The sequence below is a fragment of the Streptomyces sp. BR123 genome, from assembly GCF_013401435.1.
GTDB lineage: Bacteria > Actinomycetota > Actinomycetes > Streptomycetales > Streptomycetaceae > Streptomyces.
The window spans coordinates 12,832-39,487 of sequence record NZ_JACBGN010000037.1; the positions used below are offsets into that span (position 1 = coordinate 12,832).

At 73.0% G+C, this 26,656-nt stretch carries 29 protein-coding genes; 7 read left to right on the forward strand and 22 right to left on the reverse strand.

The window, feature by feature from the left end; genetic code table 11:
• Nucleotides 1–16: 16 nt before the first annotated feature.
• Nucleotides 17–778 (reverse strand): phosphoglyceromutase, encoded by a 762-nt coding sequence (locus tag HYE82_RS09035; protein WP_179173428.1) that lies wholly within the window; start codon nucleotides 776–778, stop codon nucleotides 17–19.
• Between the two features lie 186 nt (nucleotides 779–964).
• On the opposite strand from HYE82_RS09035, the gene HYE82_RS09040 reads away from it, so the two are divergent.
• Nucleotides 965–2,260, forward strand: a complete 1,296-nt coding sequence (locus HYE82_RS09040) for an MFS transporter (RefSeq protein ID WP_179173429.1) — start codon at nucleotides 965–967, stop codon at nucleotides 2,258–2,260.
• A 150-nt stretch (nucleotides 2,261–2,410) separates the two neighbouring features.
• Here the strand turns inward: HYE82_RS09040 and HYE82_RS09045 are convergent, their stop codons facing one another.
• Both HYE82_RS09045 and mshA read right to left on the reverse strand, forming a co-directional pair.
• A complete protein-coding gene (locus tag HYE82_RS09045) occupies nucleotides 2,411–2,920 on the reverse strand; it encodes a YbjN domain-containing protein (protein ID WP_179173430.1) in 510 nt (169 codons plus the stop codon).
• The gene (gene mshA, locus HYE82_RS09050; protein WP_218782413.1) at nucleotides 2,913–4,211 is read right to left on the reverse strand and encodes a D-inositol-3-phosphate glycosyltransferase; all 1,299 of its coding nucleotides are present in this window, start codon (nucleotides 4,209–4,211) and stop codon (nucleotides 2,913–2,915) included. The genes HYE82_RS09045 and mshA overlap by 8 nt, the downstream gene beginning before the upstream one ends.
• 450 nt (nucleotides 4,212–4,661) lie before the next feature.
• Here mshA and HYE82_RS09055 point away from each other — a divergent pair, with 450 nt between their 5' ends.
• The 3 genes from HYE82_RS09055 to HYE82_RS09065 all read left to right on the forward strand — a co-directional run bounded on the left by HYE82_RS09055 (nucleotide 4,662) and on the right by HYE82_RS09065 (nucleotide 8,191).
• Nucleotides 4,662–5,387 carry a class I SAM-dependent methyltransferase gene (locus HYE82_RS09055; RefSeq protein WP_218782414.1) on the forward strand — a complete coding sequence of 242 codons (726 nt, stop codon included), beginning with the start codon at nucleotides 4,662–4,664 and terminating at the stop codon, nucleotides 5,385–5,387.
• A 232-nt stretch (nucleotides 5,388–5,619) separates the two neighbouring features.
• Entirely contained in the window at nucleotides 5,620–6,684 is a 1,065-nt protein-coding gene (locus HYE82_RS09060; RefSeq protein ID WP_179173431.1) for a C40 family peptidase, read from the forward strand.
• Between the two features lie 229 nt (nucleotides 6,685–6,913).
• Nucleotides 6,914–8,191 (forward strand): PP2C family protein-serine/threonine phosphatase, encoded by a 1,278-nt coding sequence (locus HYE82_RS09065; protein WP_179173432.1) that lies wholly within the window; start codon nucleotides 6,914–6,916, stop codon nucleotides 8,189–8,191.
• Nucleotides 8,192–8,283: 92 nt separating this feature from the next.
• On the opposite strand, the gene HYE82_RS09070 is transcribed toward HYE82_RS09065, so the two are convergent.
• The 7 genes from HYE82_RS09070 to HYE82_RS09100 form a co-directional block, all read right to left on the reverse strand.
• Nucleotides 8,284–8,622, reverse strand: coding sequence for a DUF2516 family protein (locus HYE82_RS09070; RefSeq protein ID WP_179173453.1), 339 nt, complete (start codon nucleotides 8,620–8,622; stop codon nucleotides 8,284–8,286).
• 147 nt (nucleotides 8,623–8,769) lie between these two features.
• On the reverse strand, nucleotides 8,770–9,327 hold the full coding sequence (locus tag HYE82_RS09075) for a hypothetical protein (RefSeq protein ID WP_179173433.1): 558 nt from the start codon (nucleotides 9,325–9,327) through the stop codon (nucleotides 8,770–8,772).
• 25 nt (nucleotides 9,328–9,352) lie between these two features.
• Nucleotides 9,353–9,781, reverse strand: a complete 429-nt coding sequence (locus HYE82_RS09080) for a helix-turn-helix domain-containing protein (RefSeq protein WP_256987024.1) — start codon at nucleotides 9,779–9,781, stop codon at nucleotides 9,353–9,355.
• Nucleotides 9,782–9,844: 63 nt separating this feature from the next.
• Nucleotides 9,845–10,405, reverse strand: a complete 561-nt coding sequence (locus HYE82_RS09085; RefSeq protein WP_256987025.1) for a hypothetical protein — start codon at nucleotides 10,403–10,405, stop codon at nucleotides 9,845–9,847.
• Between the two features lie 235 nt (nucleotides 10,406–10,640).
• On the reverse strand, nucleotides 10,641–11,417 hold the full coding sequence (locus HYE82_RS09090) for a putative protein N(5)-glutamine methyltransferase (protein ID WP_256987027.1): 777 nt from the start codon (nucleotides 11,415–11,417) through the stop codon (nucleotides 10,641–10,643).
• Between the two features lie 109 nt (nucleotides 11,418–11,526).
• Nucleotides 11,527–12,771, reverse strand: a complete 1,245-nt coding sequence (locus HYE82_RS09095) for a GNAT family N-acetyltransferase (RefSeq protein ID WP_179173435.1) — start codon at nucleotides 12,769–12,771, stop codon at nucleotides 11,527–11,529.
• 62 nt (nucleotides 12,772–12,833) lie between these two features.
• On the reverse strand, nucleotides 12,834–13,493 hold the full coding sequence (locus tag HYE82_RS09100) for an AmfC protein (protein WP_179173436.1): 660 nt from the start codon (nucleotides 13,491–13,493) through the stop codon (nucleotides 12,834–12,836).
• A 162-nt stretch (nucleotides 13,494–13,655) separates the two neighbouring features.
• On the opposite strand from HYE82_RS09100, the gene dtd reads away from it, so the two are divergent.
• Nucleotides 13,656–14,081: a D-aminoacyl-tRNA deacylase gene (gene dtd / locus HYE82_RS09105; RefSeq protein WP_179173437.1), complete on the forward strand. Its 426-nt coding sequence runs from the start codon at nucleotides 13,656–13,658 to the stop codon at nucleotides 14,079–14,081.
• Between the two features lie 54 nt (nucleotides 14,082–14,135).
• On the opposite strand, the gene HYE82_RS09110 is transcribed toward dtd, so the two are convergent.
• The 12 genes from HYE82_RS09110 to HYE82_RS09165 all read right to left on the reverse strand — a co-directional run bounded on the left by HYE82_RS09110 (nucleotide 14,136) and on the right by HYE82_RS09165 (nucleotide 24,070).
• Complete coding sequence (locus HYE82_RS09110; protein WP_179173438.1) at nucleotides 14,136–15,101, reverse strand: folate-binding protein YgfZ; 966 nt, start codon at nucleotides 15,099–15,101, stop codon at nucleotides 14,136–14,138.
• A gap of 21 nt (nucleotides 15,102–15,122) precedes the next feature.
• Nucleotides 15,123–15,587, reverse strand: a complete 465-nt coding sequence (locus HYE82_RS09115) for a Fur family transcriptional regulator (RefSeq protein ID WP_179173439.1) — start codon at nucleotides 15,585–15,587, stop codon at nucleotides 15,123–15,125.
• Between the two features lie 156 nt (nucleotides 15,588–15,743).
• On the reverse strand, nucleotides 15,744–16,316 hold the full coding sequence (locus tag HYE82_RS09120) for an FABP family protein (RefSeq protein ID WP_179173440.1): 573 nt from the start codon (nucleotides 16,314–16,316) through the stop codon (nucleotides 15,744–15,746).
• Nucleotides 16,317–16,647: 331 nt separating this feature from the next.
• The gene (locus HYE82_RS09125) at nucleotides 16,648–17,436 is read right to left on the reverse strand and encodes a hypothetical protein (protein ID WP_179173441.1); all 789 of its coding nucleotides are present in this window, start codon (nucleotides 17,434–17,436) and stop codon (nucleotides 16,648–16,650) included.
• Between the two features lie 206 nt (nucleotides 17,437–17,642).
• Nucleotides 17,643–18,473, reverse strand: coding sequence for a hypothetical protein (locus HYE82_RS09130; RefSeq protein WP_309144246.1), 831 nt, complete (start codon nucleotides 18,471–18,473; stop codon nucleotides 17,643–17,645).
• Nucleotides 18,470–19,285 carry a hypothetical protein gene (locus HYE82_RS09135; RefSeq protein ID WP_179173442.1) on the reverse strand — a complete coding sequence of 272 codons (816 nt, stop codon included), beginning with the start codon at nucleotides 19,283–19,285 and terminating at the stop codon, nucleotides 18,470–18,472. The genes HYE82_RS09130 and HYE82_RS09135 overlap by 4 nt, the downstream gene beginning before the upstream one ends.
• Before the next feature lie 111 nt (nucleotides 19,286–19,396).
• The gene (locus HYE82_RS09140; protein ID WP_179173443.1) at nucleotides 19,397–19,660 is read right to left on the reverse strand and encodes a DUF3099 domain-containing protein; all 264 of its coding nucleotides are present in this window, start codon (nucleotides 19,658–19,660) and stop codon (nucleotides 19,397–19,399) included.
• Between the two features lie 157 nt (nucleotides 19,661–19,817).
• Entirely contained in the window at nucleotides 19,818–20,108 is a 291-nt protein-coding gene (locus HYE82_RS09145) for a DUF1416 domain-containing protein (protein ID WP_179173444.1), read from the reverse strand.
• A gap of 54 nt (nucleotides 20,109–20,162) precedes the next feature.
• Nucleotides 20,163–21,008 carry a sulfurtransferase gene (locus tag HYE82_RS09150; protein ID WP_179173445.1) on the reverse strand — a complete coding sequence of 282 codons (846 nt, stop codon included), beginning with the start codon at nucleotides 21,006–21,008 and terminating at the stop codon, nucleotides 20,163–20,165.
• Between the two features lie 418 nt (nucleotides 21,009–21,426).
• A complete protein-coding gene (locus HYE82_RS09155; protein ID WP_179173446.1) occupies nucleotides 21,427–22,164 on the reverse strand; it encodes a DUF2993 domain-containing protein in 738 nt (245 codons plus the stop codon).
• A 120-nt stretch (nucleotides 22,165–22,284) separates the two neighbouring features.
• Nucleotides 22,285–23,805: a hypothetical protein gene (locus HYE82_RS09160; protein WP_218782412.1), complete on the reverse strand. Its 1,521-nt coding sequence runs from the start codon at nucleotides 23,803–23,805 to the stop codon at nucleotides 22,285–22,287.
• 10 nt (nucleotides 23,806–23,815) lie between these two features.
• A complete protein-coding gene (locus HYE82_RS09165) occupies nucleotides 23,816–24,070 on the reverse strand; it encodes a MoaD/ThiS family protein (protein WP_179173447.1) in 255 nt (84 codons plus the stop codon).
• Nucleotides 24,071–24,585: 515 nt separating this feature from the next.
• Between HYE82_RS09165 and HYE82_RS09170 the strand changes: the two genes are divergently transcribed.
• Together HYE82_RS09170 and HYE82_RS09175 are read left to right on the forward strand one after the other, a co-directional pair.
• Nucleotides 24,586–25,320: a response regulator transcription factor gene (locus tag HYE82_RS09170; RefSeq protein ID WP_179173448.1), complete on the forward strand. Its 735-nt coding sequence runs from the start codon at nucleotides 24,586–24,588 to the stop codon at nucleotides 25,318–25,320.
• A 92-nt stretch (nucleotides 25,321–25,412) separates the two neighbouring features.
• Entirely contained in the window at nucleotides 25,413–26,435 is a 1,023-nt protein-coding gene (locus tag HYE82_RS09175) for a LacI family DNA-binding transcriptional regulator (RefSeq protein WP_179173449.1), read from the forward strand.
• The last annotated feature ends 221 nt before the right edge of the window (nucleotides 26,436–26,656 follow it).

A 26,656-nucleotide genomic window follows, 5' to 3' on the forward strand; every position in this document is an offset into this window, starting at 1 on the left:
GCTGTTTCGTGCGTGACTACTTCTTCTTGCCCTGGTTCTTGACTGCCTCGATGGCGGCCGCGGCGGCCTCCGGGTCGAGGTAGGTGCCGCCCGGGTTGAGGGGCTTGAAGTCGGCGTCGAGCTCGTAGGCGAGCGGGATGCCGGTCGGGATGTTCAGGCCCGCGATGTCGGCGTCCGAGATGCCGTCGAGGTGCTTGACCAGGGCGCGCAGGGAGTTGCCGTGCGCGGCGACCAGGACGGTGCGGCCGGCGAGGAGGTCCGGGACGATGCCGTCGTACCAGTACGGCAGCATGCGCTGGACGACGTCCTTCAGGCACTCCGTCTTCGGGCGCAGCTCCGGCGGGATGGAGGCGTAGCGCGCGTCGTCCGACTGGGAGAACTCGGTGCCGTCCTCGAGCGCCGGCGGCGGGGTGTCGTACGAGCGGCGCCACAGCATGAACTGCTCCTCGCCGAACTCGGCGAGGGTCTGGGCCTTGTCCTTGCCCTGGAGCGCACCGTAGTGGCGCTCGTTCAGGCGCCAGGAGCGGTGGACGGGGATCCAGTGGCGGTCGGCGGCCTCCAGCGCCAGCTGCGCCGTGCGGATGGCGCGCTTCTGGAGGGACGTGTGGACCACGTCGGGGAGCAGGCCGGCGTCCTTGAGCAGCTCACCGCCGCGGACCGCCTCCTTCTCGCCCTTCTCGTTGAGATTGACGTCCACCCAGCCGGTGAACAGGTTCTTCGCGTTCCACTCGCTCTCGCCGTGGCGGAGCAGGATCAGCTTGTACGGTGCGTCGGCCATGCGTACGAGACTAATGGACGCGCCGCGGGGGACGCGCGGGCCCTCCGGCCGGTGTCCGGGGCGGTGCCCAAGTGGGGGTCGGGGGCGGCGGATTGACGGTGCACGTCAATCGGGTGGCCTCGGAACAGCGCTGATCGTAGGGTGCATGGAGCCGTTTGGCTGCTTACATCACCGGGGGGATTCCGTATGTCCGTGGGAAGTCTGAGACGTGCCGTGCACGAGAGCGTGTCGGGTCTGCCGCGGGCGTTCTGGTGGCTGTGGACGAGCACGCTCGTCAACCGGCTCGGGGCCTTCGTCGCCACCTTCATGACCCTGTACCTCACCCAGAAGTGGGGCTACTCGGCCTCCTTCGCCGCCCTGGTGATCGCCCTGCACGGGCTCGGCGGCGTGGTCTCCTCCCTGGTCGCCGGGGTGATGACGGACCGGCTGGGGCGCCGGCCCACCCTGTTCGCCGCCCAGGCCTCCACCGCCTTCGCGGTGGCGCTGCTCGGCTTCCTCGAACACCCGGCGGCCATCGCCGCGGGCACCATGCTGGTCGGCTTCACCTCCAACGCCTCCCGGCCCGCAGTGCAGGCGATGATGGCGGACATCGTCCGCCCGGAGGACCGGGTGCGGGCGTTCGCCCTGAACTACTGGGCCATCAACCTCGGCTTCGCGGTCAGCTCGGTGGCCGCCGGCCTGATCGCCGAGTACAGCTACCTCGCGGGCTTCCTCGTGGAGGCCGCGCTGACGATGGCCTGCGCGGTGCTCGTGTGGATCAAGCTGCCCGAGTCCCGGCCCGAGCGGGACGCCTCCGGCTCCGGGAAGGCCGCGGAGGAGGAGATCGGGCTCGGGACGGTGCTCCGTGACGGGCGGTTCATGGGCGTGGTGGCGCTGTCCTTCCTCATCTCCATGCTGTTCATGCAAGCCTCGGTCGGACTGCCCGTGGCCATGGCCCAGGCCGGCTTCTCGGCGGCCGACTACGGACTGGCGATCGCCGCGAACGGCGTGCTGATCGTCGCGCTGCAGATCCCGGTCACCCGGTTCATCGAGCACCGCGACCCGCAGAAGCTGCTGGTGGCCTCCGCCCTGCTGGCCGGGTACGGGTTCGCGATGACGGCGTTCGCCGGATCGCTCGCGGTGTACGCGCTGACGGTGTGCGTGTGGACCGTCGCGGAGATCATCAACTCGCCGACGCAGATGAGCCTGGTCGTCCGGCTCTCCCCGCTGCACGGCCGGGGCCGCTACCAGGGCGTGTACACCCTGTCCTGGTCGGTGGCGGCGGTCCTGGCGCCGCTGCTGGCCGGCCATGTGATCGACACGTACGGGGCGGACTGGCTGTGGGCCTCGACCGCGGTGCTGGGCACGGTGGCCGCCCTCGGGTACTGGCTGCTGATGCGGGGGCTGCCGCGGGAGGACGCGTCCGCCGCCGAGGAGCAGTCCGCCCCGGCGGCCCCGGCGGCACCGGCGGCACCGGCTGCGGACCCCGCCCCGGCGGCCTGAGCCGGCTCGGTGAAACCCGGTGCGGTCCCGCGCCCCCCCAGAGGGGCGCGGGACACTGTGCGACCAGCCCCCGCCGGCCCGCGGTTTCACGACGGGCCTTCCGGCGGAGCGATCGGGCAGGTCGTCCCGCCGGGTCGGTTCCGCGGTGCGTCAGCCGGTCGGCCCGCCGGACTCGCCCTCGGGGCGGGTCAGGTGGCGGAACGCGTCCAGGTTGAAGGTCGGCTCGCCGCGTGAGACCCGCCACTCGTACTCGCGCTTGATGGCGCCGGCGAAGCCCAGCTCCAGCAGGGTGTTGAAGGCGCCGTCGGCGGCCTCCAGGACGGTGCCCAGCAGCCGGTCCAGCTCGTCCGGGGTCACCACGGACAGCGGGAGCCGGCCGACCAGGTAGATGTCGCCGAGGCCGTCCACCGCGTAGCCCAGCCCGTACAGCCTGAGGTTGCGTTCCAGCAGCCAACGGTGGACGCCGGCCTCGTTCTCGTCGGGGTGGCGGATGACGAAGGCGTTGACCGACAGCGAGTGCCGGCCCACCTTGAGGGAGCAGGTCGTGGACAGCTTGCGGGTGCCCGGGAGCTGGACGACGTACGTGCCCGGCTGGGGGCTCTCCCAGCTCAGCTCCGCGCCGTTCAGCGCGCTCTCGATGATCGCGGCGGTGTCAGCCATGGTGGGAGCGTACGCGACGGCGGTGATCATGCATGGCCGCTGTGTACACGTCGGCCGTGCCGCTCGCGGCCGTGTCCCAGCCGAAGAACTGCGCGTGCCGGGCGGCCTGGGCGCCCATGCGGGCGGTGAGCTGCGGCTCGTCGACGAATCGCCGCAGCTCACGGGCGTAGTCCACGGGGTCGTGGCCGGGGACGAGGATGCCGGTCGCCCCGTCGTTGACGGCGACCGGCAGCCCGCCGACCTCGGCGGCCAGCACGGGCGTGCCGGTGGCCTGCGCCTCGATCGCGACGAGCCCGAAGGACTCGTTGTAGGAGGGCATGACGAGGACGGACGCCGCCCGGAACCAGTCGGCGAGCCGGTCCTGGGCCACCGGCGGGTGGAAGTGCACCAGGTCGGCGATGCCGAGCTTCGCGGCGAGCTTCTGGAGCCCCTCGGGCTTGGCGAGCCCGCTGCCGCTGGGGCCGCCGACGACGGGGACGAAGAGCCGCCGGCGCAGGGCGGGATCCTGCTCCACGAGCACGGCGACCGCGCGGAGCAGCACGTCGGGGGCCTTGAGCGGCTGTATCCGCCCGGCGAACAGCGGGATGACGGCGTCCTGCGGCAGGCCCAGGCGGGCGCGGGCCGCGGCCCGGCCGTCGGCGACGGTGAAGCGGTCCAGGTTCACGCCGGGGTGGACGACGGCCACCTTGGCGGGGTCGGCGTCGTAGTGGCGCACGAGCTCCTCCGCCTCGTCGGCGGTGTTGGCGATGAGCCGGTCGGCGGCGGCCACGATCTGGGTCTCGCCGATGACGCGGGCGGCGGGCTCGGGGGTGTCGCCCTCGGCCAGGGCCGCGTTCTTGACCTTGGCCATGGTGTGCATGGCGTGGACGAGGGGGACGCCCCAGCGTTCGGCGGCGAGCCAGCCGACGTGCCCGGAGAGCCAGTAGTGGGAGTGGACGAGGTCGTAGTAGCCGGGGCGGTGGCCGGCCCAGGCCTGCATGACGCCGTGGGTGAAGGCGCACAGCTGGGCGGGGAGCTCCTCCTTGGCGAGGCCCTCGTACGGGCCCGCGTCCACGTGCCGTACGAGGACCCCGGGAGCCAGCTCGACCACGGGCGGCAGGCCGCCTTCGGTGGCCCGGGTGAAGACCTCGACCTCTATGTTGATCGCGGCGAGGCGCCTGGCCAGCTCGACGATGTACACGTTCATGCCGCCGGCGTCGCCGGTGCCGGGCTGGTGCAGCGGCGAAGTGTGCACGCTGAGCATGGCCACGCGGCGCGGCTTGCGGTGGTGGCCCACGGAGGGCAGGCGCAGGCGGGGCGCGTCGTGGCGGGTGCCGCGGACGGCGGCGATCCGGCCGCCGATGCTGCCGCCGATGCGGGACACGTACTGGCTCAAGGGAGCAGTTCCTCTCGCTCGGACGACTCGGACGACTCGGACGGCGCCGTGGGGGGCACGGCGGGGTTGCGGCGGCTGCTCGGCGGGCATGCCGGAGGGAGCACACCCGGCGCCCTCAAGGAGTGCAACCCGGATGGCTGCCCCCCGCATTCCGGGAGCCGGTGATTTTCCTCCGCCCTCGGGCGGTTTTTCCTCCGGCGGCGGCCCTCCGCTTACCCTCGGCCCATGTCCCAGCGCCCTCCCGTGCCCTCCGTCCGTGCCGGCGGCCCCGCCGGAGCCGGCCGTTCCGGCGGTGGTTCCGGCGGCCGGTCGCGCCCCGTGGGCACGGTGACCCGCGGGACGACGAACCCGAACCGGCTGCGCCGCATGGACCGCTGGATCGCCGCCGTGCACGGGCCGGCGCTGCACCGGGCGGAGGCTCCGGTCGCGGTGGACCTGGGCTACGGGGCCGCACCGTGGACGGCGGTCGAGCTGCTGACGCGGCTGCAGGAGGCGGCCGCGGGGGTGCGGGTGGTCGGCATCGAGATCGAGCCGGCGCGGGTCGCGGCGGCGAAGCCGTATGAGCGGGAGGGACTCGGCTTCCGGCACGGCGGGTTCGAGGTGCCGCTGGACGGCGGGGAGCGCCCGGCGCTGATCCGGGCGGCGAACGTGCTGCGCCAGTACGACGAGGAGCAGGTGGCGGCGGTCTGGGAGCGGCTGTGTGCCCGCCTGGCCCCCGACGGGCTGCTGGTCGAGGGGACGTGCGACGAGATCGGGCGGCGGCACGTGTGGGTCGCCTTGGGGCCCGAGGGGGCGCGCACGGTGACGTTCGCGACCCGGCTGGGCTCCCTGGAGCGCCCGTCCGATCTGGCGGAGCGGCTGCCCAAGGCGCTGATCCACCGCAATGTGCCGGGGGAGCCGGTGCACGCGTTCCTGCGCGACTTCGACCGGGCCTGGGCGGCGGCGGCCCCGTACGCCTCGTACGGGGCGCGGCAGCGCTGGATCCGGACGGCGCGGGCGCTGGCGGCCGACTGGCCGCTGACGGACGGTCCGGTGCGGTGGCGTCAGGGGGAACTGACGGTGCGCTGGGAGGCGCTGCGCCCGGCGGGGTGAATCGGCGCCGGGCGGGGAACCGGCTGCCGGGGCGGCCCGTTGAGCCGTCGGGACCGTCTGCGGGACCGGTCGGGACCGTTGCCGCGGTGGACAAGATCGGCAGTACGCCCGTGAGGGTGTTGGAATCCGCCGAGTCATGGCACCATCCGGAAAGCGGCCAATGTTACTGATGGATAGTCAGATCTGGTGGGGTGTCCGGCACCGGGTCCGACTCGGGGTACCTGGGGGGACCATGGGAACCGTGGAGCCGAAGCGGCGGCGCGGTGGCGCGCACGCCCTGACGCTGCTGTGCACGACGGCCCTGCTCGCGGTGACGGCGCTGGGCGGCGTGGCCCAGGCGGCACCGGCGCCGGAGCCCGGCGTCAAGTCCCTGGAACAGGTGCGCAAGGAGATAGAGGGCCTCTACCGCCAGGCGGGCGCGGCGACGGACGCCTACAACCTCGCCGAGAGCGAGGCCAAGGCGCACTCCGACCGGATCGTGGAGATCGCCAAGCAGGTCGCCGCCGGCCAGGAGCGGATCGGCTCGCTGAAGAACCGCGCCGGCGCCGCCGCGCGCGCCCAGTACCGCTCCGGCGGCCTGCCCGCCGGGGCCCGGCTCGCGCTGAGCAGCAGCCCGGTCCAGTTCCTCGACGGGACGGACCGGATCCGCCGAGGCGAGAAGGCGGCCACGGACCTGCTCTCCGACATGAACCGCACCCAGAACGACCTCCGGCAGTACGCGAAGGACGCGAAGGCGGAGTGGGAGAAGCTCGAGGCCAACCGCATCAAGAAGGAGGCCTCGAAGAAGGAGATCGAGGAGAAGATCAAGGCTGCGGAGGAGCTGGAGAACAAGCTGGAGGCCGAGGAGAAGGCCCGGCTGATCCAGCTGGAGCAGGAAGCGCAGTACAAGGCGCAGACGGCCTGGCTGTCGACGGGGGTCCTCAAGGAGGTCACCGGCTCGGCGACCGAGGCGGGCAGGAAGGCCGTGCAGTTCGCCACGCAGCAGATCGGCAAGCCGTACCTGTGGGGTGCCACGGGGCCCGACTCGTTCGACTGCTCCGGCCTGACCTCCCAGGCCTGGCGGGCGGCGGGCAGGGGCATCCCGCGCACCTCGCAGGAGCAGCTGCGGCTGCTGCCGAAGATCGCGGTCAAGGACATGCGGCCCGGCGACCTGATCATCTACTTCGACGACGCGAGCCACGTCGGCATGTACGTCGGCGACGGCGCGATGGTCCACGCCCCGCGCCCCGGCCGGCAGATCACGATCGCCGGCGCCGGTTCCATGCCGATCAAGGCGGTGGTCCGCCCCGACGCGTGACCGGAGGCGCGGCAGGAAGGCAACCTCCCGCGCCCTCCCCGGCGTCCTGTCGACGGGGACGGGACCGTCCCCCGCCGTGACGTTCATCATTCGGTGATGCGGAATTTCCCCCGCGATATGGCATATGCCTCTGTCCCTGGCGCGGAACACCATTCCGCTCGGCCGCCGCGGACCGCTAGGGTCGGCCCGGACGAGCGCACCCTCGGGGGGAGGGAAGGAACCGGAGACGATGCCCGTACCCGTACCGCGGCAGAGGGAGACCCCCGCCACGGAGAGCGGTGGCCAGGCCGTACTGCCCCAGGCGTCCCTGACCCTGCTGGTGATCGAGGACGACCCCGCGGGCGGTCTCACCGTTCCGGAGATCCTCGACGCCGACCGTCACCGCATCCGGCTGCGCACGGCCCGCAACCTCACCGAGGCCACCCGCCTGCTCACCCCGGACGTGCACTGCATCCTGTTGGACCTGGCCCTCCCGCGCGGCGGCGCGGCCTCCCGCACCGCAGGGGGCGCCGCCTCGGACGGCGACCCGGCCGACCAGCTCGACACCCTGCGCCAGGTGCTGCGCATCGCGCCCCGCCACGCCGTCCTGGTCCTCACCGCCGAGGCCGACGCCGAGCGCGCCGCCGAGGCCGTCCGCGTGGGCGCGCAGGACTTCCTCTTCCGCGACGAGCTGGACGGCCGGGTTCTGAGCCGAGCCATCCGCTACGCGGTGGAGCGGAAGCGGGCGGACATCGCCCAGTACAAGCTTGCAGAATCGAAACTGCGGGCCCAGGAGAACGCCCGCCTGGAGCGCGGCCTGCTCCCCACCCCGCTCCTGGAGGGCTCCGACCTCCGCTTCGCCGCCCGCTACCGGCCCGGCCGCAGCCGCGCCCTCCTCGGTGGGGACTTCTACGACACCGTCCGCACCCCCGACGGCACCGTCCACGCGATGATCGGCGACGTCTGCGGCCACGGCCCGGACGAGGCCGCCCTCGGCGTCGAGCTGCGCATCGCCTGGCGCGCCCTCACCCTGGCCGGGCTGTGCGGGGACGACCTGCTGGCCACCCTCCAGGAGGTGCTGGAGGTGGAGCGGCCCTGTGAGGAGATCTTCGCGACGCTGTGCACCGTGGACATCTCCCCGGACGGCCGCCGGGCCGGCCTGTGCCTGGCCGGCCATCCGGCGCCGCTGATATCCCGGCCGGGCCGCCCGGCGCGGCTGCTGCCGTACGAGAACAGCGGGCCCGCGCTCGGCCTGCTGCCCAAGGCCCGCTGGCCCCGCCGCCAGGTGGAGCTGGGCGGGGCCTGGAGCCTGATGCTCTACACCGACGGCCTGATCGAGGGCCGTGTCGGCGAAGGCAAGGAGCGGCTCGGGCAGGACGGCATGGTCGAGATGATCAACCGGCACCTGGAGCGCGGACTGAGCGGCGAGGCCCTGCTGGAGGCCTCCGTCACCGAGGCCCGGCGCCTGAACGGCGGCGAACTCACCGACGACGTGGCCGTGGTCCTGCTCTCCCGCAGCACGCCCTGAGGGCGGCCGGGAAACGGCCGGCCGCCTGCGCGGCAGCTGCGGCAGCCGCCCCGGGGCCGGGCCGGGCGGGGGGCGAGCCGGGCAGCCTGCCGCTACCGACCGCCGTTGTACGGCCCGTACGGGCCGTCGCTGCTGCTGCCGCCCCTGCGTCGGCCGCCGCCCGAGACCTGCTTGAGGGCGGGCCGGACGTCGACGAGGAAGACGATCGTCGCCACGAGGCCGGCGATCTGCAGGAACAGCATGCCCAGGAAGAAGTCCACCACCACGGTCACGCCGAGGATGACCAGCCAGAACGTCTTGGTCTGCTTGTCTGCGGCGCGGTACGCGTCCTCGCGGGCCAGCAGCGCGAAGACGAAGGCCACGACGGCGAGCGCCAGCATGGCGAACCCGAGCAACGGGAGCACCCCGTTATCGAACCCGTTCATCAACATCGACTCGACCGCCTTCTCGCGTGGCACGCCTGACGTCCTCTGCCTCCACGCTACCGGCAGAGCGGCCTTCACCCCTCACAACGGGCCGGACACCCCGCCGGTGCCCGGCCCGCCGTCGTCCGCTGCGCGGACCCGGCCTGCGCCGGCTCACACCTCGGCCGGATCGCCCTGATCGGCTGCCGCGGCCTTCTTCGCGGGGGTCTTGCGCGTGGTGGTCTTCCGGGCGGCGGCCTTGTCCTCGCCCTCCGCGTTCTCGCGGGGCGGCTCGACGGCGACGGCGATGTCGACGATCTCCTCGGAGACCTCGCCGCGCCACGTCCGCACCGCCTGCTCGCCGTGCTCGGCGACCCGGTCGTAGGTCTCCTTCGCGCGCACCGCGTACTCGGCGGCCACGCCCACCCCGCGCAGCGCCAGGTCCTGCGCCTGCTCGCCGATCTTCTTCGCGTCGATCTTCGCGTCGAGGGCGCCGAGGACCTCGGCGACCTTGGCCGTGACGACCTCCTGCGCCTCGCGCGCCTTCTGCTGCACGACCTTCGGGTCGGTGTTCTTCACGGCCTCGAACCGCGCCGGGGCCTCGGCCCGCAGCTGCTCGATGAGGGCGGGCACCTTCTTCGCCTGCTGCATCGCGAGGTCGGCAGTGCCGGCGGCGAAGTAGAGCGGGGTCGGGTCGGCGAGGGTCTTCTTCAGGTCATCGGCGATGGCCATGTGGCTGGTCCTCCCGGATCACAGTTCAGTTCGTGGAGTGCTTCTCGTCGTCCGCGCCGGCCGGTCCGGTGGTGGCCGCGGGCGCTGCCGCGGCCGCCGTCTCGCCCTCGGCCGCGTTCTCCTTGCGGAACGACTCGTAGATCTGGAGCAGCACCTGCTTCTGCTGCTTGTTGATGGACGGATCGGCGAGTATGGCGGCCCGCGTCTCCACCTCGTCCCGGTCCCGCTCGTCGAGGATCCCGGCCTGCACGTACAGCGTCTCCGCGGAGATGCGCAGCGCCTTGGCGAGCTGCTGCAGGATGTCCGCGCTCGGCTTGCGCAGCCCGCGCTCGATCTGGCTCAGGTACGGATTCGACACCCCCGCGGCGTCGGCCAGCTGCCGCAGCGAGAGCTGTGCCTGCCGCCGCTGCTCGCGGAGGAACTCGCCGAGATTCCCGACGTTGAGCGATGCCATGCTCTGCATCCTGCCCCACCGCGCTAACTATTGCAAGCAGCCGCTTGCAACATCTCCCACCCGTCAGGCCGGGCCGCCCCGCCCGCGGAGCCGGCGGTGGTACGCCAGCGTGAGCGCGCCCAGCAGCGGACCCCAGGCGATCAGGGGAAGGTAGAGGAACCCGACGAGGGTGGCGCCGAGCGGCGTCATGTCCGGGTGCGGAAGCATCCACCACAGCGCGAACGGCGTCCACACGGCGGTCAGCAGGGCGGCGGCCGACGCCGCCACCACCGTGACCGCGCGCACCGGAACCCGCCGGCCGCCCAGCCACGGCATGCGGCGCGGGACCACCTCGCCCCAGGGGCGGACCAGCCCGAGCGCGAGCAGCGCCAGCAGCTCGCTCCCCACGCTGACGGCGACCGTGTACACCCGGCCCCATCCCGGGATGCCGGCCGCCACGTACCCCGCCTCCGTGTAGCCCGCCAGCAGGCCGGCCGCGAGCAGCAGGCGCCAGATGCCGGACGGCAGGGTGAGCAGCGTGATGGCCTGCGCGGCACGGACCGCCCAGCGGGGCGCCCCCGCAGCCGGGGCAGGGGTCGCCCCGGCGGCCGGGGTGGGGGCGGGAGCGGGCTGTCGATGCGTCATGCACACCATCGTGGCGGCGGGTTCGGGCCCGGACATCGGCCCGCGGAACCGTTGCCCGCACCGCCCGCGGGCGGAGGCCGGACCGGCCTTCTCCCCCGCCCGGGGGAGAAGGCACCACACCTGCCGAGCGGGCTCGGTGGGGTCCGGTGCGATGCCGCGCCCCGCAGGGGCGCGGGGGACTGCGCGCCCAGCCCCCACCGCCCTCGGTTCCGCGACCGGACTTCCGGCGGAACGCTCAGGCGGGGCGCGTGCCGATCACCACGGTCGCCCGGTACTCCTCCGACACGGCCGTGCGGACCGTGAGGCCGCCCGCCTCCAGTGCCCGGGCCGTCAGCGGGGCCTGGTGCTCGCTCGTCTCGATCAGCAGCCGCCCGTCCGGCGCCAGCCAGGGCAGCGCGCCCGCCGCGACCCGGCGGTGGACGTCCAGTCCGTCCGGGCCGCCGTCCAGGGACACCGCGGGCTCGTGCTCGCGCGCCTCGGCCGGCAGCAGCGGGATCTCCCCGGTCGGCACGTACGGGGCGTTGACCACCAGCACGTCGACGCGGCCGCGCAGCCCGCCCGGGAGCGCCCCGTACAGGTCGCCCTCGTGCACCCGGCCGCCGTACGGGGCCACGTTGAGCCGCGCGTACGCCAGCGCCGCCGGGTCGATGTCCGCGGCGTGCAGTTCCGCACCGCGGCCCAGCCGGGCCGCGACCGCCGCGCCGAGCGCGCCCACACCGCAGCACAGGTCGAGCACCACCCGGTCCGGCCGGCCCGGCGCCCCCGCCACCGCCTCGGACACCAGGAACTCGGTCCGGCGGCGCGGCACGAAGGCCCCCGCCCCCACCTGCAGGCGCAGCCCGCAGAACTCCGCCCAGCCGACGACGTGTTCCAGCGGTTCGCCACCCGCCCGGCGGGCCACCAGGGCCGCCAGGTGCGCGGCGTCGTCGGCGGCCGACACGAGCAGCTCCGCCTCCTCCTCCGCGAAGACACAGCCCGCCGCGCGCAGGGCCCCGACCACCTCCGGGTCCAGTTCCAATTCCAGTTCCCGTTCCGGTTCCCGTTCCGGTTCCAAAGCCCCGCCTTCGTCCGCATCCATGTCCGCGCCTGCCTCCACACCCGCGCCTTCGAGCATGTCCCGGTCAGAAAACGTCCGGGCACCAGGGGCGCCGCGCCGTCCGGAACACCGCGTCGGCCAGCGCCAGCGCGCCAGGCCGCTCCTCGGCCACCCGCCCGAGCGCGCCGAGCCGCACGGCGGACTCGTCGCCGAGGTACAGGGAGCCCAGAGCGGCCGCGTCCAGTCGCAGGCCCGCGGGCTCGTCGGTGACCGTGCACTCCCCGGTGCCCGCGTCGAGCCGGTAGCGCCCGGCGGCCGGGCCGTCCGGGTCGACGACCTCCAGGACGAGGACCCCGGGCACCGCGTACGTCCGCGCCCGCAGAGCCCGTACGACGTCCAGCAGCCGCACCCACAGGAAGTCCGCGCAGGTCACCAGCCGGGCCGCGCGCGGGTCGGGCAGCAGCTGCGGGACCAGGTCGTCGGGGGCCCGGTAGCCGGTGCGCACCTTCAGCACCCAGTCGATGGAGCACAGGAAGTGCCACAGGGCCCGCTCGGCGGCGGGGGTGGCGGCGAGCAGCTCCGTGACCTGGAGCGTGTTCTGCGGGGTCTTCGCGTCCGTCCAGTGGTCGTCGGCGGTGTACGCCGCCAGGCCGGCCACCTCGCCCTCCGCCGTCCGGTACACCGCGTGGAACCTGTCCTTGTACGGCCGGAACGACATCTCCTCCCGGCCGGTGGCCAGGTTCCACCAGCGCTCGTCGCGGTTCACCGCGCCGTGCCGTGAGGCCCGTATCCGGTCGTGCAGGGCCGGGCCCACCCGGCGCGCCTCGGCCGCGTCCACGATGTCGATCCGGCCGCCGTCCTCGGGCCGCGACCATCGCGGGTCCAGCCCGGTGCGCTTGACGTCGATCTCCCATTCCGCGGCCGTCACCGCGGGACCGTACCCGTACCGGCCGTAGATCGGGTACTCGGCGGCGATCAGCGTCGACAGCACGTCGCCGCGCTCGACGGCGGCGGCCAGCTCCCCGGCCATCATGCGGCTCAGCAGGCCCCGGCGGCGGTGCGTGGGCATCACCGTGACGTTGCTGATCGCGGCGGCCGTGACCGTCGCCCCGCCGGGCACCGTGAGCTCCTGCCGGAAGGAGCGCAGGGTGCCCACGCAGGCGCCGGTGGCCGTGTCGAAGGAGCCCCACACGCGGGCGAGGTCGCTGTACTTGGCGCGCTGGGCGACGTCGGAATCCGCCACCCGGGTCGCGGTCAGGAAGCCGGTGTTCACGGCCCGCATCCAGGCGGGGAATTCGGATTCGACGATCAGCCGCACGTCAGCACTCATAACTCGCCACGCTAGTGCGCCCGTCCGCACCGCGTCGCGGCAATTTCCGCCGCCGCGCCCGCTCACACGAGCAGGTCGTCCACCTGTGCCTCGCCCTCCCGGTAGCGCCGGGTGATCTCCGCGGTGCAGTCGTCCACCGTGCGCTGCAACTGCTGTCGGCGGCGCGAGACCTGCTGCTCGCAGTGCACCAACCGGCCCATCGCGTCGTGCAGTTCGCCGTCCGTCCGGGCCTGGAGGTCCGACAGCTCCACGTCGGCCAGCATCTCCGCTGCCAGCAGTCGGTACTCCTCGCCGTGCGGGGTCCCGAGCGTGACGTGCCGGGCGGAGGCGCTGCGGCTGGACGGCGCGTCAGCGAGGATCTCCGAGAGCCGGTCCACCACCGGAGGCTCGGGTGTGACGGGCGCCTCCGGGTCGCTGCGCCGGGCCAGTTCGGCCCGCAGGATGTCGATCCGGCCCTGCAGCAGTCTGCGGATGTAGCTGAGGTCGGCCTCGTCGCGCTGGGCCTCGCGCCGCAGGGTGCGCAGTTCCGGCAGTCCGAGCGCGGTGGCGGGCGTGGTCGGCGCCTGCTCCTCCGCGGTGCGCTGCGCGGGTGGTCGGACCGCGCCGGCCCCCGGAGCGGCCACTGCTGACGGGATGGAAGCGGCCGAAACGGCCGAAGCGGTTGAAGCGGCTGGTGTGGCTGATGTGGCCAACGCAGATACGGAGGTACCAGAAGTATTCATGTGAACGTGTCCGTCCCCTCGACCGGTGCATGGGGTCTCGCCCGGCCCGTGGGGCCGGGCGAAAGCACCGCCTGCGTGCATCGTGCCACTGTCCGTGGTGCCGGCGCAGTTCCGGTCCACCCGATCGGCCCCGGACGGGTGCATGCCTGGTACACAGGTGGTATGCGAGCAGTGGTGCAGAGAGTGGACGGCGCGAGCGTCGTCGTGGCCGGCGAGACCGTGGGCGAGATCGTCGGCGAGGGGCTGTGCGTCCTGGTGGGGGTGACCCACGACGACACACCGGAGAAGGCGGCGCAGCTGGCGCGCAAGCTGTGGTCCGTACGGATCCTGGAGGGGGAGAAGTCCTGCAGCGACGTGGCCGCGCCGCTGCTGGTGATCTCGCAGTTCACGCTGTACGGGGACGCCCGCAAGGGCCGCCGCCCCACCTGGAACGCGGCGGCGCCCGGCGAGGTGGCCGAGCCGCTGGTGGACGAGGTCGTCGCGCAGCTGCGTGCGCTGGGGGCGACGGTGGAGACGGGCCGGTTCGGGGCGGACATGCGGGTCTCGCTCACCAACCACGGCCCGTTCACCATCGTCATCGACGTCTGAACGGCACCCGGACGGGGCCGGACGGGGGGCCTTCAGGGGTCGGCCCGCGCCCGGTCAGGGCGCTACGACGACCTCCTGCGAGGCGGCCGTCTTCCCGGCCAGCAGCGGCGCGTCGACCGGCACGTTCCGCTTGACCAGGGCGAGGGCGATCGGGCCCAGCTCGTGGTGGCGGACCGCGGTGGTCACGAAGCCGAGCTGGCGACCCTCCTCCCCGTCCGCGGCGAGCCGGACGGGCGCGCCGTGCGACGGGAGGTGCACCTCGGAGCCGTCCAGGTGCAGGAAGACCAGGCGGCGCGGCGGCTTCCCCAGGTTGTGGACGCGGGCCACCGTCTCCTGGCCGCGGTAGCAGCCCTTCTGAAGGTGCACGGCGGTGCCGATCAGGCCGATCTCGTGCGGGATCGTGCGGTGGTCGGTCTCCAGGCCGAGTCGCGGCCGGTGCGCCTCCACGCGCAGGGCCTCGTACGCGAGGAGCCCGGCGGCCGGGCCGTGCGCGGCGGCGAAGGCCTCCAGCTCCGCGCGGGGCAGGAAGACGTCCCGGCCGTGCGGCGCCTCCCGGACCACGTACTCCTTCGGGACCTCGGCGATGGAGCCGGCCGGCAGGTGGACGACCGCGAACTCGGCCGTGCGGTCGGCGACTTCGACGCGGTAGAAGAACTTCATCGACTCCAGGTAGGCGATCAGCGCCTCCTGGCTGCCGGGCTCGACGTGCGCCCACACGGTCTCGCCGTCGTCGACGAGATGGAGCTGGTGCTCGATGTGGCCGTTCGCGGAGAGGATCAGCGCCTCGGTGGCCTGCCCGGGCGGGAGTTCGGTCACGTGCTGGGTGATCAGCAGGTGCAGCCAGCTCAGCCGTTCCGGTCCGGTGACGGTGACGACGCCGCGGTGGGAGAGGTCGACGAAGCCGCGGCCGTCGGCGAGGGCGCGCTGTTCGCCGTAGAGCTCTCCGTAGTGGGCGGCGACACCCTCGTCACGGCCTTCGGCCTGGACGGCGCCGGGGAGGTTCAGCAAAGGGCTGGTCATGGGACCAAGCCTACGACCCTGCTATGCGGGTTCGGCACGGTGCTCGGCGGCGCACTTGCGGCACAGACCGAAGATCGCGAAGTGCTTCATGTCGGTCTCGAAGCCGAAGGTGGCGCGGAGCTTCTCGGTGAACTCGGCGGCCACGTCCAGGTCCGCCTCGATCACGTCCCCGCAGTCGCGGCACACCAGGTGGATGTGGTGGTGCCGGTCGGCGAGGTGGTAGGTGGGGGCCCCGTGCCCGAGGTGGGCGTGGGAGACCAGCTTCAGGTCCTCCAGGAGTTCCAGCGTGCGGTAGACGGTGGAGATGTTGACCCCGGAGGCCGTCTTGCGCACGTGGGCGAGGATCTCGTCCGGCGTCGCGTGCTCCAGGGTGTCGACCGCTTCGAGCACGAGCTGGCGCTGCGGGGTCAGCCGGTATCCGCGCTGCCGCAGGTCGCTCTTCCAGTCGGTGCCCGAGGCACGGTCGGGGCTTTCGGCGCTCACCACCCGGCCAGTGTAAGCGCGGGAAGGGGACCGCGGGCGGGCCCGCGGTCCCCTCGTCCCATGTGCGTGTCCGGCCGGACGGGCGGTCCGATCCGCTCGGCCGGTCCGGCCCGGCCCGGCCCGATCAGCCGGTACGGCCGGTACGGCCAGTACGGCGGCTCAGCGGAAGAACGCGATGCCGTCGTCCGGCATGTCCGGGAGGTTGCGCGCCATCTCGGCGACCTCCTCGGGCGTGACGACCTTCTTGAGCTGGGCCGACATGTACGGGCGCAGCTCGACCTCCGGGGTGGCCTTCTCGCCGACCCACATCAGGTCGCTCTTGACGTAGCCGTAGAGGCGCTTGCCACCGCTGTACGGGCCGGAGGCGGCGGTGCGGGCTACTGCGTCCGTGGCCAGGTCGATCTGGGGCTTCTTGTCGGCGAGCTCGCCGTACCAGACCTCGATGACGCCCTGGTCGCGGACCATGACGACCTCGACCTTGCGGTCAACGTCGATGCGCCAGTAGCCGGACTCCGACTCCAGCGGCCGCACCTTCTTGCCCTCGGTGTCGAGGACCCAGGTGCGGGAGGTGTACTCCAGGAAGTCCCGGCCGTCGTGGGTGAAGACGACTTCCTGGCCGAAGTTGCACTTCTCCTCACCGGGGAAGTCGAAGACGCCCGCTCCCTCCCAGGTGCCGAGGAGGAAGGCGAGGGGGACGAGGCCGGGGTTCAGGTCGGACGGGATCTGGATCATGGATGGCTGCTCAGACGATCTCTGGGAGGGGATTCCGGTGGTCCGGGGGGATGGCCGATCTGGGGGAGATCAGCGCTGGCCCTGGTACAGCTTCTTCACGGCCAGGCCGGTGAAGGCGAGGACGCCGACGCAGACCAGGATCAGCAGGGAGGTGAAGAATGCCTCAAGCACGGGGTGCTCCTCGGAGGTTTCGGGTGGCGGGTACGGGGCCGGTCCCCAAGCCTACTGGCCTGGGGACCGGCGCACGCCGTGAGGTAGGCCGCAGCCGCCACCTCCGGCGGGGCGCGCCGGCCCTGGCGGCGGGGCGCGCCGGCCCTGGCGGCGGGGCCGGTCAGCTCAGCAGCTGGCTCTGCAGGACGACCGTCTGGTGGAAGGGGACGGTGGCCGGCCCGCCCTTCCGGGTCTGGATGACCACACCCTGGACGTCGCCCGCCTGAAGGCACCCGAGCCTGCTCTGCTCCTCGCCGACCGCCGGCATGACCTCTTGGTACAGGCTGATGTCGCTGCTGTTCAGGGTGCCGGGGCCATGGGGACCCTGGAGGACCTGGCCCTCCAGACTGCTCTGCCCGATCTGCGCCTTCCGCCAGGTGAGGTCCATCTCCAGCACCGGGGCACCGGCCAGCCGCGTGTTGGTGTCGCAGCCGCGGAAGGCGTCCACGAAGCCGGCGGCATGGAAGCGCAGCAGGTAGACGTGCGTGCGGGTGCCGTCCGGGGTGGTCCAGCCGCGGCCGACGATCTGACGCAGCCCCTCATGCTCCAGCTGCTCCTTCAGCTTCGCCCGGCTGTCGGGGGCGTACTGCTCCAAGAAGGTGTCCACCGACACCAGCCGGTCCTTGTCCGTCTTGAGCCCGGCGTCCGGGCGTGCTCCTTCGGGGGCCGGCAGCAGCAGGTCGGCGAGCGGCGCGTAGTGCGTCTCGGCCTTGTTGTCCGGGCCCTTGGCCAGCGGGGCGCCGGCCGGCAGGGCCGGCTTGGCCAGGGTCGGGTACGTCCAGCGGCCGTCACCTTCGGTGGACAGGCCGGGGAGGTCTGTGCGGTCGGCCTGGGTGATCCCGTATGCGGCCCCCGTGCCGAAGGCCGCGAAGACGGCGAGTACGGCCGTCCAGCGCAGGGCGGCGAACAATGCGCGCCGGTCCTTCGGCGCAGGCGAAGCAGGCGCAGGCGAGGCAGGCGCAGGCGAGGCAGGCGCAGGCGAGGCAGGCGCAGGCGTGGCAGGCGCAGGCGTGGCGGGTGCGGGTGCGGGTGACGCCATGGTGGCCCCAGGGGCAGCCGTCGGGCCGTCGGCGGTGTCGGCGACGGCCTCGGCGGTGTCGGCGGTGTTCTGCTCGGTCACGCGGACTCCCCGGGGGACGTCAGATGGGTCAGCTGCTGCCGGAAGAGGCCGACGGCGTCGTCGGCGGAGAACGGCTTGGGGCCGTACCACCGGAAGCTCACCAGCACGTCGCCCCGGACGGCCACGCAATCGATCGTGTCGATCTTGTCCTTCTCCTCCTTCTTCTCCTTGCCGAGGGACTGGAGCGTGCACTTGGCGTCGGGGAAGCCCTCCACCTTCGGCGCCTCACGGCCGTTGCCCATGAAATCGATGATCTTCTTGCTGAACTCCGAGAACCGGGCCAGGGCCTGGGAGTCGGCCTGCATGAGGTGGATCTCCGCCACCTGCTGGTCTCGGACACGGTGGTAGCTGCGCCCGGCCATGCCCTTCAGCTTCAGGTCCGCGAGCGCTTTGTCCCGTTCCGCCCGCTGGTCGCCGGAGAGCCCGGTGCGCGCGTCCTTGAAGGCCTGCAGCGCCCGCTCCCCCGGGATGTAGAAGTCGTTGCCCTCGACGTCGATATCGGGGCCGGGCTCGTAGTCGGCGGGAATCGGCACCAGTTTGCCCGTCAGCTCGTTCGGCGGGACGGCTGCCGTCGAGTCCGATGAGCCGGACGGCTTCGGCTTGGCCCCGGCCGCGACCCAGTACCGCGTCGGCGAGGTGCGGTCGGCGTCGGCCATCCTCCCGGCCGCCCACAGGGCTCCGGCAGCGAGCACCGCGATGCCCGCCCCGCCCGCGATCAGCGTCTTGGTCCTGCGCTTCGGCGTGCGCGCGGGCGTTGCGACGGACTGCGGGTTCGCGGCCGCCGTGTCCTGGTGCCGGCCCTGGTTCTGGTCCTGCAGATCGGTCACAGCCGCTCCCACTGCCGCCGGGCCAGCTCGACGACGTCGTTCTCATCGATGACACCGCGGGTGTTCGCGTAGTCGAGTTCCATGACGATGTCGCCCCGCCGGGCGAGGACCCGGGCCGACCTGGTCGGGTGGTAGCCCGGTTCCTGCTTGGCCTCGGAGTCCACCCACACGTGGCCGAAGTCGGCGGGCACGCCGGCCAGGTCCTTGCCCGGGTTGCCCGCGAACCTCTTCTCCGACAGGTAGTCGTGGGCATGCTGGTACCAGTCGGCACCGGCTCGGTCCCGGTACTGCAGCAGCCGGACCGTGACGTGGTTCCGGTCGTCCTGCGACCAGCGGATCATGGCGATCCGCCGCAGGTCGTACCGGATCTGATGTTCGAGGCCGGCGTTGGGCTTCACGTAGTAGTCCGCCGCGAACTCGTCCGCGGACTCGGTTCCGGAGTCCAGGACCTGTACGCCGCCCGGGGCCTCCAGCAGCAGCTTGGTGAGGTCGTCGTCCGTCTTGTGCCAGCGATGGGCGTTCAATGCGCGGGCGCTCGTCGACTCGTTCGGAGCCTGCGGCTTCGGCTGGTCGATCTTCTGCTGGGCCAGCGGCGGCAGCGGGGTCGGCGGGCGGCCGTACTGGACGGCGTAGCCGGTCACGGTGCCCGCGAGGATGCCGAGGGCGGCCGCGCCCGCGGTCAGCAGGGCGGTGCGACGGCCGCGGCGCCGGGCACCCAGGGCGGCAACGGTGCCGGGTCGTGCCGGTGCATCCGGCTCCGGGCCCGCTTCCTGCTCTTTCCGCAGCTCGGAAGGGGTCTGTTCATGTTCCAAGGAAGTGTCCCCCACAGGACTGTCCATGCGGGTGATCACCCGCGCAGCCTTGACATGTACCGGAGGGGAACGGTTGTACGGAAACGTATTGGGTTTCGGGCCGGCGGAGGATCATTTGTCGTGGCGCCGCTTTCCGTCCAGTTCGTCCCACCACTCGTCGGACTGCGGATCGCCCGACGGGTCGTCCCACCAGCGGTCGTCCGGGCCGCGCCGGTTCGCGATCATCGCGGCGACCGGCGGGATGACCATGGCGACGACGCACATGGCCACGGCCGCCTCGACCGAGAGCAGGCGCACGAAGGACCAGGCGGAGACGAAGAGGAAGAGGCATCCGCCCATGAGGAGGAAGTAGATGCGGCGCCGCCGGGCGTACATGCCTCCAGCGTAGGTCCGCAGGCGCACGTACGGCGCCGGACGGCGCGAAGGGCCGCACCCTGCTCCAGTGGCGTCCAACCCCCTGGGGTGCGGCCCTCCGGCCGGTTCGTGGGCTGCCGGTGGTACCGGCGGTGCCGGTACCGGTGACGGCGGCCGGTCAGACCGCGATCGCCACGTTCGTGACGCCGCCGGCCTCGGCCACGACCACGGCGCGGTCCGCCTGGCCGCCCGGGACGAGCGCCCGCAGCGTCCAGGTGCCGGTCGCCGCGTAGAAGCGGAACTGGCCGGTCGCCGAGGTCGGGACCTCCGCGGTGAACTCGCCGGTCGAGTCGAGCAGCCGCACGTAGCCGCTGACGGGCTCGCCGTCCTTGGTCACCTGCCCCTGGATGGCCGTCTCACCGGGCTTGAGCGCACCGAGCTCCGGTCCGCCGATCTGTGCTCCGCACATGTTTCTCTGTCCTGTCCTCGAGAAGTGGTTCTGCCGGGTGTCGCGTGCCCGGGATTACTTGTTGGGGCCCAGCTCGATCGGCACGCCGACCAAGGAGCCGTACTCGGTCCACGAGCCGTCGTAGTTCTTGACGTTCTCCTGGCCCAGGAGCTCGTGCAGCACGAACCACGTCAGCGCGGAGCGCTCACCGATGCGGCAGTAGGCGATGGTGTCCTTCGCCAGGTCGACCTGCTCGGTCTCGTAGAGGGCCTTGAGCTCCTCGTCGGACTTGAAGGTGCCGTCGTCGTTGGCGTTCTTCGACCACGGGATGTTGCGGGCGCTCGGCACGTGGCCGGGGCGCTGCGACTGCTCCTGCGGCAGGTGGGCCGGGGCGAGCAGCTTGCCGGAGAACTCGTCGGGCGAGCGGACGTCGACCAGGTTCAGGGAGCCGATCGCGGCCACGACGTCGTCGCGGAAGGCGCGGATCGAGGAGTCCTGGGCCTTGGCCTTGTACGCGGTGGCCGGGCGGTTCGGGACCTCGGAGCCGTCGACCAGGTCGCGGGAGTCCAGCTCCCACTTCTTGCGGCCGCCGTCGAGGAGGCGGACGTCCTGGTGGCCGTACAGCTTGAAGTACCAGTAGGCGTAGGACGCGAACCAGTTGTTGTTGCCGCCGTAGAGGACGACGGTGTCGTCGTTGGAGATGCCCTTGGCGGACAGGAGCTTCTCGAAGCCCTCCTGGTCCACGAAGTCGCGGCGGACCGGGTCCTGGAGGTCCTTCTTCCAGTCGATCCGGACGGCGCCGGCGATGTGGTTCTTGTCGTAGGCGGACGTGTCCTCGTCCACCTCGACGATGACGACGTTGGCGTCGTTCAGGTGGGCCTCGACCCAGTCGGCGTCAACGAGGACGTCGCTGCGGCTCATGGTGTTCTCCTCCGGGGCAGTGTGCGGCGGGGCGGTGCGGATGCTGCTGAGGGCGGCGCAGGGCGCTCCCGTGGGCACTGAGCGGGGAGGCGCCAGTGGACAGGGAGGAGACGGCTGCGCACGGTCACGCGGGAAGGACGGTCGTCCGAACTGGTGGAGCGATGCGCTCTCAGGTCACATGGATCGACAGAGCATGGCGGCGACGCGACACAGGTCTACTGCCCGTCGCTTCGTGAGGTCCGCCTGCTGATGCTTCATGCCTGGATCGTAGGGACGAACGGGCCGCCCTGTCACCGGCGTGTCATATATCGAGACGGAAACGTCCGGATAGCGGGACGCCGTCCGCCCCGGACGGCCCCCGGACGCCCCGGCGGGGCCCGTCCGCGACCTGACCTTCTGCGGATCGGACCGTGCTGTCTCACGATCCGGCCAGCGAGACGTCCGTTCCGCTCAGCACCAGGTGTACGCCGGCCTCGTCCGCGGTCAGCCCGGTCAGCTGGAGCCCGCCCGGCAGCCCGCCGTCGAGGCGCCGCTCGAAGTCCGTCTTCTTGCGGATCGCGCTCTCGACCCCGGGGATGCCCTCGCCGGGTACCTCGTCGGCCCGCACCCGGACCAGCTTGCCGCCGCCCTTGCCGCTTCCGCCGTTCCCGCCGTCCTGCGCGTCGACGAGCGTGACGGTCGACACCACGCTGCGGGTGAAGGTCCGGCCGAGGACCTCCACCGACGCGGTCACCTTCACCTTGTCCGGCGCCCCTCCGTGGGCGAGCTTCACGCCGGTCTGTGAGGCCTCGGTCAGGTCCGGGTACGTGATCAGCGCGGAGCCCTCGGCCTTCCGGGCCGTACCCCCGCTGTAGTCCCCGTTCAGCTTCACTCCGCGGAAGCTCGCCCGGAGCTGCGAGAGCCGGGTCTTGCGGCCGTCCGCGACGGCGTCGACGCCGTCCAGCCGGATGTCGACCTGTTCGAGCTCGTGGCTCAGCGCCTGGGTCAGGAACGGGAAGCCGCGGATCTCCACCTCGGCGGACCCGGCGAGCCCTTGGCGCGCCTGTATTCGCTCGGCGAGCCTGCCCTCGGCATAGTCGGCCGCCCAGCGGTCCGCCCCGACGGCCAACGCGCCCAGCACCACGACGACGATCACCATGACACGCAGGAAACGCACGCGCCTCTCCCCCCTGTAAAGACCGGTACGTCGCCTCTAGTTGACCATGTACATACGTACGGAGGCCGTCAGCGTCGCCGACGGCCTCCGCCCCGCGTGTCCACGGTTCCTGCCCGGGCCTCAGCCCACCACCCGTCCCATCAGGTAGACGGCGGGAGCGGCGGCCGCCAGCGGCAGCGCCACGCCGGCCGTCATGTGCACGAACTTCGACGGGTAGTCGTACGCCGCCACGCGCAGCCCGATCAGCGCGCACACCCCGGCGGCCAGGCCGAGCAGCGCCCCGCCCACCCCGACGGAGGTCATCCCGCCGACCGCGATGCCCGCACCGGCCGCCGCGGCCAGCGCCACGCCGGCGGACGGCAGGGGCGGCAGGGGCAGCGCGCGGACGAACACGGCGACCGCGACGGCCACCGCCCCGACGGTGACGGCCGCGGAGTCGGCGGCCAGGTACCCGGCGCACACGATGGCGAGGGCGGCGGAGGCCACCGAGGCCATCAGGCCGTACATCCGCTCGTCCGGGTCGGCCTGGCTGCGCAGCTGGAGGACCAGCGTGAGCAGCACCCACACGCCGAGCGTGCCGATGATCGCGCCGGCGGCGTACGTGTCGTCCACCGCGAGCCCCGCGGCGTCCGCGACGAGGGCACCGGCAAAGGCGAGGGCGATGCCCTGGCGGGCCGGCCACATGCCGTTGAGCCGGAACCAGCCGGCCGCGGTGAGGCCCTGGAGCGCCACCAGCGGCAGGAGCAGCCCGAGGTCGCCGACGACGGCGGCGACGGCGAGCAGCAGCCCGAGCCCGGTGGTGACCACGGCCGACTGCGGGCCGGGGTCGATGATCGGCGAGCGGCCCTCGGCGCGGGCCTGGGCCGGGTCGACGGCGCGCATGGTGTTCCCGCCGAGGGTGGGCGGGGACCACTCGGGCTCGTCGGCCGGGTCGGCGGGGCCGCCGGGAGCGGGCGCGGCATGCCGTCCGGGCGCGGCGGCGGCAGCGGGAGCCGCAGCCGCGGGGGCCGCGTCCCGGAACCAGCCCTCCGGGACGGCGCCCTCCTGCACGGGCGGGAGGAAGGCGGTCTCGGCGGCGGCGGCGTTCTGCGGCGGGACCGGCGGGAGGTAGGCCGTCTCGGCGGCCCAGTCCTGCACCGAAGCGGCCGGGGCCGGAGCGGGCGCGGCAGGGGCGTCGTCCCGGAACCACCCCTCGGGCGCCACAGTGGACCGGTACGCCTGCGGTTCCCCCTGCGACGGCATCTGCGGCCGGGGCCGCTGCTGCGCCTGCGGGTCGGCCGGGCCGGGATACGGCGGGAGGTAGGCGGTTTCCGCCCAGTCCGTCCCCGCTCCGGCTCCTGCCCCCGTCCCGGGAGCCGGCGCGGGCACGGCCGCCGGGCCGGCGGACGCCTGCGGGGCGGCGGGCGCGGGTGCGGCGGGGGCGCCGTCCCGGAACCACCCCTCGGGCGCCACGGGCTGCTGCGGCTGCACCGGCTCGGCGGCGCGCACCACCGGCTGGTAGCTCGTGTCCCAGGTGTCCGACTGCCAGGTCTGGGTCGCGTACGGGTCCTGCGGCGCGTATCCCGGCTGCCCGGCGGCCTGCTGCCCAGGCTGCTGCTGTGCGGCGGCCTGCTGCCGCTGCTGTTCCTCGGGAGTGCTCATCGGTTTCCGCTCACCCGCCCGCGAACGGCGGGAGCACCTCGACGGTGCCCCCCTCGGTCAGCAGGACGGCGTCGTGCGGGCGCTTGCCCACGGGCTCGTCGTTCACGAGGAAGGAGCATCGCAGCAGGACCCGGGTCAGCTCGCCGGGGTGGCGTTCCCGCACTGCGTCGAGCGCCTCGGCCAGTGTCCGCGCCGAGTACGGCTCCTCCGCCGTATGGGCCGCGGCCTTGGCCGCCGCCCAGTAGCGGATGGTTCCGGTTGCCACTGCAGCTCCTCTTCGTCGGGTCTACCGTCGGCCTCCATGATGGCCCCTTCCGGCCGCTGGTCCCGCGTGCCTGGGTGCGCCTGCGCACGGCCCGGTGCGGCCGGAGTGCATCCGGACGGCCCACAGCGGCCTCCCGAAGCCCGCCGATCCTCCGAAACCGGGGCATACGCTGGTTCCGGAGGTGGCGCGAACCACAGAAGGCGCGATCCGGAAGCCTCGGCCGGGCGTCGGCAGGTGGGCTATCCTGCTGGCGAAGGATCCGGGCAACGTTGCCCCCGGGTCCTTTTGTGCTTTCAGTACGTTGAACGGAACGAGAACAAGGGCGCCCGGCCGGCCCCCGGGGCGCGGGGACCGGCCGACGCCTGCAGGGACCGGGCACGGGGCACCACCGCACCGCGCCCGGCACGCACCCGTACGAAGCAGTACCGCGAAAGTCCTCGACGGGACCGAGGAGGAACCGACGTGACGGACCAGCGAACCGCGCACCACCGACCGACCCGGGCAGGGGGGCGGGCATGAGCTCTCTCCTGCTGCTGACCAACGCCCTCCAGCCGTCCACCGAGGTGCTGCCTGCCCTCGGCCTGCTGCTGCACAACGTACGGGTGGCCCCCGCCGAGGGCCCGGCCCTCGTGGACACCCCCGGGGCGGACGTCATCCTCGTCGACGGCCGCCGGGACCTGCCGCAGGTGCGGTCGCTGTGCCAGCTGCTGCGCTCCACCGGGCCGGGCTGTCCCCTGATCCTCGTCGTCACCGAGGGCGGCCTGGCGGCCGTCACCGCGGACTGGGGCATCGACGACGTCCTCCTGGACACGGCCGGCCCGGCCGAGGTCGAGGCACGGCTGCGGCTGGCCACCGGCCGCCAGCAGCTGGGCGCCGACGACTCCCCCATGGAGATCCGCAACGGCGACCTGTCGGTCGACGAGGCGACGTACTCGGCGAAGTTGAAGGGCCGGGTCCTCGACCTCACCTTCAAGGAGTTCGAGCTGCTCAAGTACCTCGCCCAGCACCCGGGCCGGGTCTTCACCCGGGCCCAGCTGCTGCAGGAGGTCTGGGGCTACGACTACTTCGGCGGCACCCGGACGGTGGACGTGCACGTCCGGCGGCTGCGCGCGAAGCTCGGCCCGGAACACGAATCGCTCATCGGCACCGTCCGGAACGTGGGCTACCGTTTCGTCACACCGGAGAAGGTCGAACGGGCCTCGGCGGAGGCCGCGGAGCGGGCGCCCTCACAGGTCTCGGCCGACGCGTAGGGGGGCCGTCCCCCGTACGGCGGAAGCCCCTGTGTCGTCCACTCCACAGGATGCCCTGCCCAGAGGCCGGTCACCCCGCGTAGACTCCCAGCGTGGCCAAGGTGACGCGGGATGATGTGGCGCGACTTGCGGGTACTTCAACCGCCGTCGTGAGCTACGTCATCAACAACGGACCCCGGCCGGTCGCCCCGGCCACGCGCGAGCGTGTACTCGCAGCGATCAAGGAGCTGGGCTACCGCCCGGACCGGGTCGCCCAGGCCATGGCGTCCCGGCGTACCGACCTCATAGGCATGATCGTTCCGGACGCGCGCCAGCCGTTCTTCGCGGAGATGGCGCACGCGGTCGAACAGGCTGCCGCCGAGCGCGGGAAGATGGTGCTCGTCGGGAACTCCGACTACCGGGACGAGCGCGAGGTCCACTACCTGCGCGCCTTCCTCGGCATGCGGGTGTCCGGCCTGATCCTGGTCAGCCAGGGCATGAGCGAGCGGGCGGCCTCCGAGATCGAGGCCTGGGACGCCCGGGTGGTGCTGCTGCACGAGCGGCCCGAGGCCATAGACGACGTCGCGGTGGTCACCGACGACATCGGCGGCGCGCAGCTCGCCACCCGCCACCTCCTCGAACACGGGCACGAGTACGTCGTCTGCATCGGCGGCATCGAGAACACCCCGTCGGTCGGCGACCCCGTCGCCGACCACGTCGAGGGCTGGCGCCGGGCCATGCTGGAGTCGGGCCGGTCGGTCGAGGGGCGCCTGATCGAGGCCCCGTACAACCGCTACGACGCCTACCGCGTCGCGCTGGAGCTCCTGTCGGGCCCCGACCGCCCGCCGGCCGTCTTCTGCGCCACCGACGACCAGGCCATCGGCGTGCTGCGGGCCGCCCGGGAGCTGCGGATCGACGTGCCCGGGGAGCTGGCGGTCGCCGGCTTCGACGACGTGAAGGAAGCGGCGCTGACGGACCCGCCGCTGACCACCGTCGCCTCGGACCGCCCGGCGATGGCGCGGGCCGCCGTGGACCTCGTCCTCGACGACGGGCTGCGGGTGTCCGGCTCGCGCCGGGAGCGGCTCAAGCAGTTCCCGTCGGCGCTGGTGATCCGGCGCTCCTGCGGCTGCCTCTGAACCGCCCCCGCCGCCCCTGGGGCCGGCTCCGCCCGTCCGGCGGGGCCGGGGGCGGGCTCGTACCGGGCGTGCGAGTTCTGTCGCGCTTCTCAGCGGGCACTCAGAAAGCTCTCATGATCCGCGGACACAGTCTTGGACATGACCGAGAGCCACCGCCGCGAGGGCGGGTACCCGCAGGAGAACCGCACGTACCACGGCGCGCCTCCCGGCGGGTCCTACCC